Genomic DNA, 13,779 nt, shown 5'->3' on the forward strand with positions numbered 1-13,779 from the left:
TTACACCCATATGGTATCATGCAAAACAAAAGAAATACATTTGTATTCGGTTTCATTTTATTGTGAAGAAAAGTATCCCCACCACTTTCTTTCACATAAATGTGAAAAAATCTGTCATACGAAAAATATCTATATCTGTTATAATGTGGATGAAGGTGATAGTATGCTGTCAGATAAAGATATAGAATTGCTTTCTCTTTTATATAATAAGGAAGCCCCCATGAGTATTAAGGATTTGTCGGATTACTTTTCAGTCAGCGAACGCAGTATCCGTTATTATGTGAATAATCTAAACTATGAGCTAAAGGAGCATGGAATTTCAATTATAAAAAAAATCTGTACACTGCAGGACCGTTCCTATGTTGAAAGCTTTTTACAGGAAAAGCGCCCACAGCTGTACAGTGGAGATACCAAAAAGAAATTCATGCTGTACACTCTGTGCTTTGAGGGTAGTATCAACCTGAGTGCCGTATCAAGAAATCTTGATATCTCACGCTCCAGTGCCAAAAGCTATATGGATGATATTCGTACAACTCTTACAAAGTATCACCTGGAGCTGTTACAGGAGCATAAAAAAGGACTGGTGCTCAACGGTTCTGAAGAAAACATACGCAAGCTTTTACTGCAGCTGCTTATGGAAAATGAAAAGCTGCCAGAAACACAGCAGAAAATTCTAATTGAGATTCTTTATCACTGGCGTACTGATCTTGCGGAGGAACAAATTCATAATTTTTTACATGTTATACAGAAAGAGCTTGGTTTTGTTTTATCTGACCATAGTTATTCTATCATGTTTTATTCCTGCCTGATTATTTTAGCCAGAACAGCAGAACAGCAGACTCTGTTATCCTGTGATAATGAGTATTTCCTCATTACATGCCCGGAGTATAAGGTGATTGAAGCAAATAAGGAACTGCTTAAGCAAGACCTGAATCGCTATGAAACAATGCAGCTGTCTTCCCTGTTAATTGGTTCAAATTATGCACAAAACAGTAATCTTCGGGAAAATGAATGGTTTGAACACGATTTGCTTGTATCTAAAATCATCAATCTGTACAGTAAATATTATCAGCTAAACCTAAATCAGGATCGTACTCTCTATGAAAGTCTTTTGACGCATCTTCGCCCGACTATGTATCGCCTGTTGAACCATATTCCTGTATCAGATATGGATTACCGCCTGATTCAACAACAGTTTCCCAAGGAATATGAGGTGATGAAGCAGGTGCTTACAGAGTTGAATTTCTTTACAGGTGAGCATCAGGATCAGGATGAAACCGCTCTTTTGACATTGCATTTCAAGGCAGCAATTAACCGGTGCGAAAAAAACAATAGTAAGAAAAAGAATATTCTGATAATCTGTTCGCACGGATATGGAACCAGCAGACTTCTGGAACAGCAGCTGTCAGATACCTATGAGGTGAATGTTCTCGATTGTATTCCCTACCATTATTTAAAACAGTATGAGCTGCTGCATCAGGTGGACATGATTGTCACAACAATCAATACTCTGAAATATTGTAACGACCTTCCGATTCTTCATGTGCATCCTGTCTTAAGCAGTGAGGATATTCAACTGCTGGATGAGCAACTGCTTGTAAAGCGAAAAAAGCGGGTTCGTATGACCGCTATTTTGGAGGCTGTAAAAAAATCCTGCACAATCCATGATTATGCGGAGTTGAAGAAAAACCTGAGCGAGGCATTGCAGGATTTATTGATACGGGATGATGGCCGTGACCAAACACTCCTTGATATCCTGCCGGCAGAGAATATCCTTCTGAATTATCCTGCTGAAAACTGGAGAGATGCGGTACGTACAGCAGGTGGTCTGCTCGTAGAAAACGGTTATGTGGATCAGCGTTATCAGGAACAAATGCTATATTCTTTTGAAAATTATGGGTCCTATATGATAATTGATGATGGAATTGCTATTCCCCACGCGAAGAATGAAGGAACGGTCAGAAAAACAGGCATGACCTTGTTGATTTTAAAAAAACCGGTAGAATTTATCAATGGAAAAAAGCTTCAGGTCTTCTTTTCCTTCTGTTCTAAAGATAATATCGAACATCTGGATGCTTTAGTCGCAGTAGCCAACTTGATCAAGGAAACGGATTTTCGACAATGTATAAAGAGATTTCATAATTCTCTTGAGATAGTACAATTTATAAAGACACATACACAGGATAGTATTTAGAATAATGAAAAGATGCTTACAGGTATCTTGCAATTCATCAACGCTATGAATTGTATATTTCTGTATTGCATCTTTTTTAGTATTATTCTTTTTCTGTAGTAGTTCCTTTTGTATGATAGGTCGATTCTCCGCGTTTGATTCAATCACATGGGCGCACGTTGTGCACCCTATAAGTTCTCTGCGTTCGATTTTATAAGGCGAGCGTACCAGTAGAAGGAATCCTTAGGTATACATTTACCAGTGCCATTCCCCTCGTTATCGATATCCACATAAATAAGCCCATACCGCTTTTCCATTTCACAGCTGTTTCCGCTGACGATATCAAATGGTGACCACATGGTATATGCGAAGATATCCGTACCCTCTTCCATTACATCCTTTAACTCCTGAATATGGCGTTTCTGATAATCAATCCGGTATTCGTCATGTATACAGCCATCACTTCCCAATGCCTCTTCCACCCCCACACCGTTCTCTGCAATCATCATCGGTACGCCGTAACGATCCCAATACTGTGCCATCGTATTGTACAATCCAACCGGATCGATCGTCCAGCCCCACTCCGTCGCCTTTGTGTACGGATTGGCGCAGCGATTTCCATTTTCATCAACACAGTGACTATAATAATATGCGACTGCCAGGAAATCCATGGTATACGAACGGATCAGCTCCTCGTCACCATCCTCCATCTGAATCGTGATACCATGCTTCTTAAACCACGTTTTCGCATATCCCGGGTATTCTCCACGCAGCTGTACATCCGCAAAGAAGAAATCCTTCATCCGGTTTTTCTCAATCGCTATCTTTACATTCTGCGGATCACAGGTCTTTGCATACGTCAGCTGATCTGCCAGCATCATACCGACTTTTAACGCAGGATCAAGTTCTCTTGCAGCCTTGACGATCCCCGCACTTGCCACAAACTCATGATGCACCGCCTGATATTTTGCGACAGTGAAATCCTCATACTCATCCATAACCATTCCCAATGAGCTGAAGGACTCCCCAAAAATCAGGTTAATCTGGTTGATTACGATCCAGTATGTAACCTTGTCCTTGTATCTTTTCAAACAGGTTTGTGCGAAACGCTCATACAGATCAATCGTCCTTCTGCCATACCATCCCTGATAATGTGTTACCACCTTTAACGGCATATCGTAATGTGTCAGTGTGACGATCGGCTCGATGCCCTGTCTGTGCAATTCATCAAACACCTCATCATAAAACCGAAGTCCCGCTTCATTGGGATATTCATCATCCGCATTCGGAAAAATCCGTGCCCAGCTGATACTCATTCGAAATGCCTTAAATCCACACTCCTTCATCCATCCTATGTATTCTTTATATCGGTGATAGAAATCCACCGCCTTATGCTTTGGATAATATTGCTGCTGCTTTTCTGCCTGCACATCTTCAATACGCTGCTTCAAAAGCTCTCTGGTATAATTGGTATTGCCGCCGCCTGCAGCTTTTTTATAACAAATCTGGATATCCGCAACATTCAACCCTTTTCCATCCTCCAGATAGGCTCCCTCCATCTGAACAGCAGCACTTGCGCCACCCCATAGAAAATCTTCAGGAAACACACTCATCAGCTTTCCTCCTTTTTTACAAACATAGCCGCAAAGCTGCGAAAGGTATCGATTAGAGAACTGCACAATTCAATTTCACTGTTGATTGTCATCAGTGTGTCCTGTGCATGATTGAACAGCATGCAGTATTGATACTGCACACCCCGTGCTTCGGCCTGAATAATTTCTGTCTGTGCCGCATGAGCCTGTGTTATCTCTTTTTTGGCTTCCTTCAGGCAGGCATCCGCCTTCTCAAACTGCAATGCTTGTACATATTTTAATGCCTCTTTGGTATGCAGACGGGCATCTCCGGCATGCGTCAGAATCCCCATTGCACTCAGTATCAGCTCATTGTTTTCATCAGTCATTTGCTTCCATCTCCATTTCTTCCTTTACCATTTTATTCTCATGTGCCTTAAAGAACGGCCACCAGATCAGCCATGACAGCAGGAACATGCCTACAACCAGAATCACGGCACGAAAATCACCATGTGTTGCCAGAAAGGAACAAATCGGCATCGGCAGCTGGTTCACATTCATGACAGCATGCGGAATCGTGACAAGACCGCTGGAGAACGCAAACCATGCAATCGTTGGCAGAACCAGTGCATTGATCCACATCGGTATCATTAAAATCGGATTCAAGGCAATCGGTGCTCCATATACCAGAGGCTCATTGATATTGAACAGCGACGGTATCATGGCAATCTGTCCGAACTTCCTGATTCTCTTACTGCGGGATTTGAGCATCATGATATTCAAAGCCAGTGTCATTCCCATACCTCCGATAAAGATTACCGAAAAGGTTACATTTGATGTATAGATATTTGTCGGCTGCAGCCCCTGTTCAAATGCAGCTGCATTTGCGGTGATTCCTGCAAGACCAATAGGACTGGTGATTGGATTCATAAACCAGCTGTTGATACCAAATGAATAGAAGAATACCGGTATAAAGATACAGAGCATAAAGCCCGGATAGGTCTGACCGATACTGATCAGTGGTGAGAACAGCTTGGTAATGAGCTCAAATAGGTCAATATCGCACCAGTAAATAAGGATGGTAGTAAGCACAAGCACGATAATTCCCGGAATAACCTGATTCAGCCAGCGAATCAAAAAATCCGGAAGAGATACGGAATCCTCAAACAGAAGCAGCTTGAAATACAGATTACTGATCACAATGGTCACAATACCCGCAAAGAATGCAGAAATCATACCGGAGCCTCCGAATCTTCCAAACGCTACCTGAAACTGAAAGTCCGCAATAGACGGTTTAATCACCATAAAGAACATCATTAAAGCAATTAAGCCGGTTGACACACCATATTCCTTAAACCCATATTCCTTTGCGCCGTGATAGCCAACCAGAAAAACAAGTGTCAGCGACATAATGCCAAAACTGAAATTATAGACCGGAGAAAGATCCGGAAGAAAGGAGACATAACCCGCAAGCAGATTATATATGGAGATGATACTCCCCAGCAACAGAATCGGCACATTGGCCATCAATGCTCCGGAAAGTGTACGTATTATTTTTTTATCCATGGCCTTGGCGACCTTTGGTGCAAAGCTGGAGCCCAGCCAGTTAATAAATGTATTCATAGCTCTATCCCTTTTCCTTTAACGTTTCCATGCACAAAGCAAGCAGTCCTTTTCCATCGAGACCTGCATACATATCCTTCGGTATAATCAGAACCGGGACTGCATACGGATCACACATCGCCTTTAATTCATCAAAAGCATAGGATAAATGCGGCCCGATGAGCAAAATATCCATCTTCGGAAGATCATCCGCTATATTGTTCTGACTCTTTGCTTCCACCTTGGCCATGATCCCCTGTTTTTTTGCTGCACCGCGCATCTGCTGTGCCAGAAAGCCGCTGGACATCCCTGCTCCGCAGCATAATAATATATTCAGTTTTTCCATCTTTTCTACCTCCTGTTGGTACTGGAACTGTTCCACGCCTATATTATCTCCGGTATAAAGAAAATGCTCAACTTGTAATCTTTCCTTGCAGGGGTGAAAGTTTTTATATTTTCATCCCTGTAGTGAAAAAGATTCGTTTTGCTTTGTTTACTTCTTGCATTATAATAACAGTAAAGAGAGAGGTATGCGTATGAAAAAGAAACATGAGGAGCTTGTCCATATAATAAGACAGCAGAAACAGCCGATTTCTTCCACACAGCTTGCCAGACTGCTTAATGTTACTCCGCGATCGGTAAAAAACTACGTTGCCGCCATACAGGAGGAATTTCCAGATCTGATTGCGGCAGGTCCCAGAGGATACCGTATTGATACAGATACGCATGTGAAAGCAGAAAGTGATATTCCGCAGACATACCAGGAGCGCAGCTCTTATATCATCCGGCAGTTTTTCATTGACCACGTGCAGGAAATCGATTTGTATGATCTTTGCGATGAACTGTATTTGAGCTATTCATCCATAAAAGGGTTGCTGAATCGCATGAACAAAGAGTATCAGGATACCGGAATCACCTTTCGATGCCGTAATGATATGATATATGCGGACGGGGAGGAAAGACATAAACGAAAATTTCTGACAGACATTATTTATCAGGAATCTAGTGAACGCTTTGTGGATTTACAGACATTGAAGGATATATTCCCGGATTTGAATGTGCAGCAGATTCATGATATCCTGCATGAGACATTCAAGAAGCACAGCTGCTATATCAATGACTTCGGATATACAAATCTGACACTGCATCTTGCTATACTGCTTGACCGTATGCAAAGCGGCAATACGATTGAGCATTCACAAAAGGAGCAGCCTGAGCTTTCAGAAATTACGGTGTCTGTAATAGACGAATTAGAAAAAAGCTTTCATGTTGCCTTACTGGATCCAGAACGCTGTGATATTCACAACCTTGTCACCACCAGCATCAACCTCTGCCATGCGGAAAGCCGACAGGAGCTGATTACCGTTGTCGGACAGGATATCTATGAAATCACACAGACCGTTATATCCTCTGTCAACCGACAGTATGGTTTACAGCTCGATAAGGATACGCTGCTGTATCCGCTTGCTCTGCATTTCAAGAATTTATTTGCCCGCTGTAAGAGAAACACCTCATTGCGCAACCCGCTGCTGGAAAGCATTCAGGCCTCCTGCCCAATGCTGTTCGACTGCGCAATCTATGTAGCAAATTATCTGGAGGCTTCCTGTAATCTCCACATCACTGCAGATGAAATCGCTTATCTTGCTATGCACATCGGTGCCGATATCGAACGGCAGAGCAGCGACAGCGGAAAGCTGAAATGCGTACTGCTGTGTCCGGATTATCAAAATAGCAGGCAGGAAATCTATAATTATCTTCTCATTCATTTTGATTCTGAAATCTGTATCAGTGCTGCATGCTCCTATGAAGCACAGCTGCCGGATACAGCAATCGACCTGTTGTTTACCACAATTCCCGTACAAAAAGAGTATCCGCATATGCTGATGATTCCTCCATTGAAAAAAGCAATGGATCTTAAGCTGATATTCGAAAAAATACAGGAGGTTATAGATCAGAAAAAGCTGCATATCCTCTCTGAGAGCTTTTCTGACTTTTTTCATGAATCGCTTTTCTATCTGCATACAGATGCCGGTTTGAAAAAAGAACAGATAATCCGTATCCTCCACGATAAGCTCTATGCACAGGGCTATACCTCTCCATCCTTTTATGAAGATGTAATCAAGCGGGAGGAGGCCGCTTCCACAGCCTTTGGATGTATCGCTGTTCCTCATTCCATGAAAATGGACGCCAGAAGGACCGGCATAGCTCTCGCCCTGTCGAAGCAGGGTATCACTTGGGACAAGCAGATTGTTCATGTTGTCCTGTTGATCGCCATACACGAACAGGAGTCACATTTATTCAGAAAGCTGTATGAAGCCCTGATTCTGCTGTTCTCTCAGAAGCATGTACCCGATCAGATCAAGGAATGTATAAGCTTTCAGGAATTTAGACAGCTGTTGCTTACTCTGACAGATTAACAGCTCCTACATATACTCATCCTTACCGGCTGAACAGCTCTACTGATAGGCTGCCTTCCGGAAAAAGGATGACTTTTTCATTTACATTCCTTCCGCTTATTTGCTTGTTTATGCTCGTTTTAACATCTATATCCATAATAAATCGTACATTTTCGATAATATTCGTGCAATAGTGCTTGTAATGCTCTTCATATTCTCGTATAATAAAGCTATGAACGAATATGCTGACTACAGTTTGCATAACGCACCAGACACACATACATAAGGATAAATACCTCTGATAAACCATAAAGATAGGAGTTGAACAGACATGCTGTCAGCTGATAGAAAGCTGTATATTCTAAAAAAACTGGAATCGGAACAGACGATACAGGTAAAACAGATTGCCAAAGAGCTGCATGTATCGGAATCCTCCATACGCCGAGACCTTCTTGAGCTGGATGATGAAAATAAGGTTGACAGAATTTACGGAGGCGCTGTAAAAAAAGAACGGGAACGCATTCTGACAGATGAAGCGGAAATAAAAATGATGGAACGCATGTCCATTCATTATGATAAGAAGCTGCGGATTTGTAAAGCTGCCAGCACGCTGGTAGAGGATGGGGAGTGTGTTTTTCTGGATGGTGGTACCAGTATTGTACCGATGATTCACTTTCTAAGCAGCAGACCGATTAAAATTGTAACAAACAATCACCTAATCGTACAGAATGTTCAGAATCCAAAGGCTAAAATCATTGTCATCGGTGGAGAATTCAATACGAAATATCGAATGAGTGAGGGCAATGAAGCTCAAAATATGCTGCGTCTCTATAATTTTGACCGTGCCTTTATCGGCTGTGCCGGTGTTAATCTGGGCATGAAGAAGGCTTTCACAGCCGAGATGGCCACAAGAGAGCTGAAGCGTATCGCTATGGAATTATCAAATCATAATTATCTTCTGATCGATGACAGCAAGCTGCACGTAAAGGGCTTTTGTACGTTTGCTCAGCTGGATGAATTTGAAGATGTTTTTATCAATCGCACGACAGGAATGGAAACACTTCCGGATCATTTCATTGCTGTCAAATAGCAGCTGTACTGCACCATTTCCATATAACAGCAAAGAGTAGTCCGATATGGATGCTCCACAAGCAGTTCATCATCCGGCTTATATTGCAGGAATACATCATTTCATTATATATTGTTATCTAAAAAGCTTTAAGCTTTATCGAAGAGTCTGAACCGTTTATCTCCCGGAGGCTTTGAACTATCCATCATACTGAACTAAAAAATCATCGAAGCAGTATCGATGATTTTTTATATGATAACAGCTCTTCCAAAGGGAGATTACAAACATGACAGTCGCTGTCTTGGAAAAGGAGATGTCTGTATTTCAGAAGGAATCTGCATCATATTTAATTACATACATTTATCCATCAGGGATGCAACAATTCCTCTCTTTATCTGTCTTTCTTAATATGACAGACCCGGATCAAAGAATCCAACCAGAACTCCGGCAACAGCAATCACAACCATGAGCAGCATGATCTTGATCGGGCTGATTCCTTTTTTCGCCATCAGCCACCAGCAGCCCATTACAAACAGCAGAGTCAGAACGCCGGGAAATGCACCATCGAGCTTTTCCTGCAGTAGTACAGGTACTTCCTGAGTTCCTGTAACCTTTTCGATAACTTTAGAGCCTTCAATGACCATCTCTGTTTTATTCTGAATAGAAGTTGTCAGCTGTACAGCCGTTGTAATTGAAACCCAGGTGCCGGCCATGGCACCTACGATTACCTGACCCATTACAATGACAGATTCACGCAATGCAGTTGCCTGTTCGCCGACAATTACCTCCACAGCAGAACCGCCAAGCTCATAGCCCTTTCCATAAATCCATTTCTGAAATAAAATACTTGTGATATTCCATACGATAATATAGAACAGAGGACCAATCAGTGAGCCACCCTCTGAAAGCCCCAATGCGATACCCAGCAGTACCGGAATATAGGTGCCGACAATCAAAGAGTCACCAATACCTGCAAGAGGTCCCATCAAACCGGCGCGAATACCATTGATCATCTCATCATCAATTTCTTCTGCTCCGTTCGCACGTGCTTCTTCCAGACCAGCAGTTATGCCGACAACAATGGAACCAATCTGCGGCTCCGTGTTGAAGAATGGGTAATAGGTCTTCAGCTTTTCAGCCTGCTCATCCTTGGAGTCATACAGTTCCTGAACGATTGGCAGCATGGACCACATATAACCGAAGGTCTGCATGTGTTCATGAGAGAAGCATGTTAGATTTCCGTAAAACCAGCGCCAGAAGGATTTGGATAAAACTTTTTTCGAAAGCTTCTTCATATCAGATATCCTCCTCTTCATTTGTATTTGTCTTTGCACCTCTCAAACGAATCATCGTCATCTGATAATTGATCAGTGCGAATACAGCACCGACTGCAGTTGCCGCAATCAGTGTTAAATGCATGGATGCCGCAACCGTGAAGCCAAACAGGAAGAAAATCAAATCGGTGGCTTTGCTTACGACAGATTTCAGCAGTATTGCAATCCCTACCGCAGGCAGTAAGCTGCCGATAGTAAACAGCGATTTCATATACCAGGAATCCATTGGTAACGCCGTTTTAAAATCTGTAACAGCTCCAGCACCATAATAGGTAATCAGCATGACCGGAATAAAGGATACAAGAATATGCGAAATCAGCGGAAGTATCACATTGACCTTTGTTATGATATTAAAACCCTTTTTATCAAGTCTTGCCCATCCGATATGCTGCCAGACAAGATTCATCATAGCAGTTCCATAAAACTGTACCGTGCCGACCGTACCTACCAGTGCACCAATGGATCCGGCAAGTCCCAGTGCTTCCGGACCGCCAAGATCAAGCCCCTGTGATTTCGCTGTTGCATAGGCAAGCGGGATACCGATATACGATACTGCACGAAGATCGGCAGCAACGGTTCCTCCAGGTGTTACAACTGCGATATAGATAATCTGCATAGGAATAGCCAGTTTGATACAGCCCTCTACATCACCCAATATCAACCCGACAAATAATGAGGCAATCAACGGACGATTTAATGTATAGTTACCAATCGTCGTACCCAGTGCGGCAGGGATGGACGCTGCTGTACAGCTCATTAGACCCAGCAGTGCAGCCTGTACCCAAGTAATCATAACTTCATCTCCTTTTCTCTGCATAAAGCAGCTCAACAGCAAGTCATCCTTTCTCACATTTCACGGCCCCTACCCCTTGGAAAATCAGACCTGCTGTAATTACAAGGATATTATATTTATTTGTGTAATCGTTTACAAAACTATAAATAGCGATATACTTATAAATGACACGCAGCCTTTTTATTATTTGCACATTCTTGCACGTTTGACAGCATTGCAGTTACAATTCTGCTTATTCAAAGCAGGAAAATGTTTGTTATTATAAAATAATATATTCGAAACTGTGATTTTATTTGGTATTTTCCATATTTAGCAAGCTTTTGTTTCTTGTTTATCTCATAATCTGATTAGTTTACTGTTTTTCAAAGGAAAACCATTCATTTCTCTTAATCGATACGAATACCTATCAGCTCTTCTTGAAAGCAGCCATTTTGTTTTAAAGGATTCAAATATCGATCAGCAATTGCATAGATACAATTGTATGTTCTTTTATATTATTCAGGTATGCAGTACGACATCTTTCAGCCTTTACAACCATACATACATTCACAGTACAGCTAATATAACATTTTATGTACAAAAAGTATGAGAGTTACCACACAGCTTTCCGGTATCGTGCTGCTGATAATATTTCCACAGTAAAAAAGAGGCATCCCTATTTGCCTCTTTACTATATTCTTCGCTTCTTATCCGATATTAGTAATTATCTGTGGAAACCTTATTATCCAGACCTAAAACTACCGGTACAGACTTGTATCCAACACCCATGCGATCGATTCCCATATCGATCAGCTGCAGGAAATGTTCTCTGGTACGGATGCATCCGCTTCCCTTAACCTTACATTTACCGTCAACCTCTTCCATCATAACCTTAATGATTTCCGGTGTTGCTCCGTGTGATTCAAAGCCTGTAAGGAATCCGGTGCTGGTTTTTACAAAATCTGCCCCTGCATCGATACAGCATTTGCATGCTTTACGCACCTGTTCCTCATTGAGAGCATCTGTTTCAAAAATCACCTTGATTTCTCTGCCATATTTATGAGCAGCATCCGCACATGCTTTCAGATCCTTCGTGACTTCATCAAACTTACCGGAACGGATCAGACCGAAATTAGCAACGATATCCACTTCTTTTACAGTATCGTATTTTGCTACGATTTCAATCTGCTTCACTTTAGATTCTGTTGAGCTCGTCCCAAATGGGAAGTCACATACCGGACACAGCATTGTTTCGCTTCCCTTAACATATGGTTCACAAAGATCCATATATCCTGGATTGATACAGATTGTAGCACAGCCCAGCTCGACGCCGTCTTTTGTAAGAGCAATGATATCCTCCTCTGTAAATTCAGGTTTTAATACGGAATAATCAATATACTGTGCAAGCTCCTTTGTCGTCATTTCACATGCTTTTTTTGTTGGTTTCATTTTGTCACCTTTTACACCATAGTGCCCTTTCTTACAATCTAATTATAAGGCTGCAGCGAAACAAAATCAAGCATTTTCATTCATTTTTATATATACTATAAATGAATTTGAATGTTTTTGCTCATTTTAACCAGTATTTCTTATCAACAGGTAGATTAACAAACAATTATATTTCCTTCTATATAAAATAATCACAAGCCTACACGCAGGATTCCGGGTGCAATAGAATCATAAGGAAGATGCTGAACCTGAAGAGTCGCGTTTATCGCTATGCATAAGAAGGCAGTGCCCCAACACCAATAGTGCTATAAAATCACGGCTTAGAAATAAGCTGTATATCGCAAAAAAAACACGGATCTATGCCGTGTTTTCTTAATGACTTTCTCTTAGTAGTTTTTAGCTTCTTCAGCGAAGTGAGCTCCGGAGTATCCGCATACCGGACATGCCTTTGGTGCTGCAGTTCCTTCGTGACGGTATCCACAGATATCACATACCCATACAGTAGCTTCATCTTTCTCAAATACTTTACCGTTCTTCACGTTTTCCAGCAGCTTCAGGTAACGTTCTTCGTGATGTTTTTCGATTTTAGCAACCTGCTCCATCTGGAATGCGATTTTAGCAAAGCCTTCTTCCTTTGCAGTTTCCGCAAATCCCTTGTACATGTCAGTCCACTCATAGTTTTCACCAGCAGCTGCATCCTCCAGATTTACTGCAGTTGTAGGAACCTTATCCTCATGCAGAGCCTTGAACCACAGCTTTGCGTGCTCCTGCTCATTGCGTGCAGTTTCTTCAAAGATATCAGCGATCTGCTCCATACCTTCTTCACGAGCCATCTGTGCGTAATATGTGTATTTGTTACGTGCCTGAGATTCACCGGCGAATGCTGCCATTAAGTTCTGTTCTGTCTTAGATCCTTTTAATTCCATGTTTTTTTCCTCCGTTTTTAACTTTACATTTTCTGATCAGTGTTCCTGATCCATACCATTCTGCTTTTTCAAGCAATCCTGGCAGATACCCTCTGCCATCATATTGTGTGTCTTGATTGGAAGTCCAGTCTGTTTTGACATTTCCTCGTTGAATGACTCAAGATAAGGAATATCCAAATCAAGGATGCGGTCGCACTTAATACAGTGCAGGTGATAGTGCGGTTTACAAGTTTTATCGTACTGATAACCATCTATAGGATGCGCAATCTTTTTGACTTCATGCATCTCACAGAGAATATTCAGATTTCGATAAATCGTTGCCAGACTGATTTTCTGGCCGCCGGCATTCATTTCCTGAAAGACCTGCTCCGGTGTGACATGACCATCTATCTGTTTCATATAGTTTAGTATCATATCACGCTGCTTGGAAGACTTTCTTATCATGTCAACCTCCAATCTTAAGAACCGTTCTTATTATATACCCGAA

At 41.8% G+C, this 13,779-nt stretch carries 12 protein-coding genes; 3 read left to right on the forward strand and 9 right to left on the reverse strand.

Annotated features, from left to right (window positions below; translation table 11 throughout):
• The first annotated feature begins 220 nt into the window (after positions 1–220).
• Positions 221–2,194, forward strand: a complete 1,974-nt coding sequence (locus ACESPQ_RS10000) for a BglG family transcription antiterminator (RefSeq protein WP_373144318.1) — start codon at positions 221–223, stop codon at positions 2,192–2,194.
• Between the two features lie 167 nt (positions 2,195–2,361).
• Here ACESPQ_RS10000 and ACESPQ_RS10005 read toward each other — a convergent pair whose 3' ends face one another.
• Genes ACESPQ_RS10005 through ACESPQ_RS10020 form a run of 4 tightly spaced genes read right to left on the reverse strand, consistent with a single transcriptional unit; the run spans position 2,362 to position 5,692 of the window.
• Positions 2,362–3,786, reverse strand: coding sequence for a glycoside hydrolase family 1 protein (locus ACESPQ_RS10005; RefSeq protein WP_257327467.1), 1,425 nt, complete (start codon positions 3,784–3,786; stop codon positions 2,362–2,364).
• Complete coding sequence (locus tag ACESPQ_RS10010; protein ID WP_002606486.1) at positions 3,786–4,133, reverse strand: PTS lactose/cellobiose transporter subunit IIA; 348 nt, start codon at positions 4,131–4,133, stop codon at positions 3,786–3,788. The genes ACESPQ_RS10005 and ACESPQ_RS10010 overlap by 1 nt, the downstream gene beginning before the upstream one ends.
• Complete coding sequence (locus ACESPQ_RS10015; RefSeq protein ID WP_373144319.1) at positions 4,126–5,367, reverse strand: PTS sugar transporter subunit IIC; 1,242 nt, start codon at positions 5,365–5,367, stop codon at positions 4,126–4,128. Before ACESPQ_RS10015 ends, ACESPQ_RS10010 begins: the two co-directional genes overlap by 8 nt.
• 4 nt (positions 5,368–5,371) lie before the next feature.
• The gene (locus tag ACESPQ_RS10020; protein ID WP_373144320.1) at positions 5,372–5,692 is read right to left on the reverse strand and encodes a PTS sugar transporter subunit IIB; all 321 of its coding nucleotides are present in this window, start codon (positions 5,690–5,692) and stop codon (positions 5,372–5,374) included.
• A gap of 190 nt (positions 5,693–5,882) precedes the next feature.
• Between ACESPQ_RS10020 and ACESPQ_RS10025 the strand changes: the two genes are divergently transcribed.
• Both ACESPQ_RS10025 and ACESPQ_RS10030 read left to right on the forward strand, forming a co-directional pair.
• Positions 5,883–7,763 (forward strand): BglG family transcription antiterminator, encoded by a 1,881-nt coding sequence (locus ACESPQ_RS10025; RefSeq protein ID WP_002606489.1) that lies wholly within the window; start codon positions 5,883–5,885, stop codon positions 7,761–7,763.
• A gap of 310 nt (positions 7,764–8,073) precedes the next feature.
• A complete protein-coding gene (locus tag ACESPQ_RS10030; RefSeq protein WP_373144321.1) occupies positions 8,074–8,832 on the forward strand; it encodes a DeoR/GlpR family DNA-binding transcription regulator in 759 nt (252 codons plus the stop codon).
• A 383-nt stretch (positions 8,833–9,215) separates the two neighbouring features.
• Here ACESPQ_RS10030 and ACESPQ_RS10035 read toward each other — a convergent pair whose 3' ends face one another.
• The 5 genes from ACESPQ_RS10035 to ACESPQ_RS10055 all read right to left on the reverse strand — a co-directional run bounded on the left by ACESPQ_RS10035 (position 9,216) and on the right by ACESPQ_RS10055 (position 13,736).
• Positions 9,216–10,106: a PTS system mannose/fructose/sorbose family transporter subunit IID gene (locus ACESPQ_RS10035; protein ID WP_002606492.1), complete on the reverse strand. Its 891-nt coding sequence runs from the start codon at positions 10,104–10,106 to the stop codon at positions 9,216–9,218.
• Between the two features lies 1 nt (position 10,107).
• On the reverse strand, positions 10,108–10,938 hold the full coding sequence (locus ACESPQ_RS10040) for a PTS mannose/fructose/sorbose/N-acetylgalactosamine transporter subunit IIC (RefSeq protein WP_373144322.1): 831 nt from the start codon (positions 10,936–10,938) through the stop codon (positions 10,108–10,110).
• 696 nt (positions 10,939–11,634) lie between these two features.
• On the reverse strand, positions 11,635–12,366 hold the full coding sequence (deoC, locus tag ACESPQ_RS10045; protein WP_002606494.1) for a deoxyribose-phosphate aldolase: 732 nt from the start codon (positions 12,364–12,366) through the stop codon (positions 11,635–11,637).
• A 386-nt stretch (positions 12,367–12,752) separates the two neighbouring features.
• Positions 12,753–13,292 carry a rubrerythrin gene (gene rbr, locus ACESPQ_RS10050; protein WP_002606495.1) on the reverse strand — a complete coding sequence of 180 codons (540 nt, stop codon included), beginning with the start codon at positions 13,290–13,292 and terminating at the stop codon, positions 12,753–12,755.
• Positions 13,293–13,328: 36 nt separating this feature from the next.
• On the reverse strand, positions 13,329–13,736 hold the full coding sequence (locus tag ACESPQ_RS10055) for a Fur family transcriptional regulator (RefSeq protein WP_002606496.1): 408 nt from the start codon (positions 13,734–13,736) through the stop codon (positions 13,329–13,331).
• Positions 13,737–13,779: the final 43 nt, after the last annotated feature.

It is taken from the genome of Clostridium sp. HGF2, from assembly GCF_964240115.1.
Lineage (GTDB): Bacteria > Bacillota_I > Bacilli_A > Erysipelotrichales > Erysipelotrichaceae > Clostridium_AQ > Clostridium_AQ innocuum.

Bases quoted from the DNA above. Each gene is read 5' to 3' on its own strand.
- ACESPQ_RS10040 (WP_373144322.1), bottom strand. From the start codon at position 10,938: ATGATTACTTGGGTACAGGCTGCACTGCTGGGTCTAATGAGCTGTACA.
- ACESPQ_RS10010 (WP_002606486.1), bottom strand. From the start codon at position 4,133: ATGACTGATGAAAACAATGAGCTGATACTGAGTGCAATGGGGATTCTG.
- ACESPQ_RS10000 (WP_373144318.1), top strand. From the start codon at position 221: ATGAGTATTAAGGATTTGTCGGATTACTTTTCAGTCAGCGAACGCAGT.
- ACESPQ_RS10015 (WP_373144319.1), bottom strand. From the start codon at position 5,367: ATGAATACATTTATTAACTGGCTGGGCTCCAGCTTTGCACCAAAGGTC.
- ACESPQ_RS10025 (WP_002606489.1), top strand. From the start codon at position 5,883: ATGAAAAAGAAACATGAGGAGCTTGTCCATATAATAAGACAGCAGAAA.
- rbr (WP_002606495.1), bottom strand. From the start codon at position 13,292: ATGGAATTAAAAGGATCTAAGACAGAACAGAACTTAATGGCAGCATTC.
- ACESPQ_RS10055 (WP_002606496.1), bottom strand. From the start codon at position 13,736: ATGATAAGAAAGTCTTCCAAGCAGCGTGATATGATACTAAACTATATG.
- ACESPQ_RS10005 (WP_257327467.1), bottom strand. From the start codon at position 3,786: ATGAGTGTGTTTCCTGAAGATTTTCTATGGGGTGGCGCAAGTGCTGCT.
- ACESPQ_RS10030 (WP_373144321.1), top strand. From the start codon at position 8,074: ATGCTGTCAGCTGATAGAAAGCTGTATATTCTAAAAAAACTGGAATCG.
- ACESPQ_RS10035 (WP_002606492.1), bottom strand. From the start codon at position 10,106: ATGAAGAAGCTTTCGAAAAAAGTTTTATCCAAATCCTTCTGGCGCTGG.
- ACESPQ_RS10020 (WP_373144320.1), bottom strand. From the start codon at position 5,692: ATGGAAAAACTGAATATATTATTATGCTGCGGAGCAGGGATGTCCAGC.
- deoC (WP_002606494.1), bottom strand. From the start codon at position 12,366: ATGAAACCAACAAAAAAAGCATGTGAAATGACGACAAAGGAGCTTGCA.